This window comes from Streptomyces sp. URMC 124 (genome assembly GCF_051386455.1).
Classification (GTDB): Bacteria; Actinomycetota; Actinomycetes; order Streptomycetales; family Streptomycetaceae; genus Streptomyces.
The window spans coordinates 1-280 of the sequence record NZ_JBPQTS010000425.1; the positions used below are offsets into that span (position 1 = coordinate 1).

Genomic DNA, 280 nt, shown 5'->3' on the forward strand with positions numbered 1-280 from the left:
GACAGGCGTGGGGTTCTGGCCGGGGGCGGTGTACTGGAAGAGCTCCAGCCGGGTGACCGGGCCGAGGCGCAGCATCGCGATCCGGGCGGCGGCGCGCGGGTGCACGTCGAGCTTGCGGCGCATCCAGTCGCCCGTGGCACGGGCGATGGGCCCTTCCTCGTAGAGGAGTTCCGCGCCGAGGGCGGCGGTGAAGAAGGCGACGGCCCCGTCGAGGTCGGTCACCGTGAAGGCGTGGTGGTCGACCCGGTAGGAGGCGGGGGCGGTACGGGGGGAGGTACGG

General features: G+C 73.9%; 1 protein-coding gene. It reads right to left on the minus strand.

Annotated features, from left to right (window positions below; all coding sequences use genetic code 11):
- The coding region (locus ACSNOG_RS33200) for a VOC family protein (protein WP_436756385.1) at positions 1-280 on the minus strand (280 nt) is incomplete at both ends.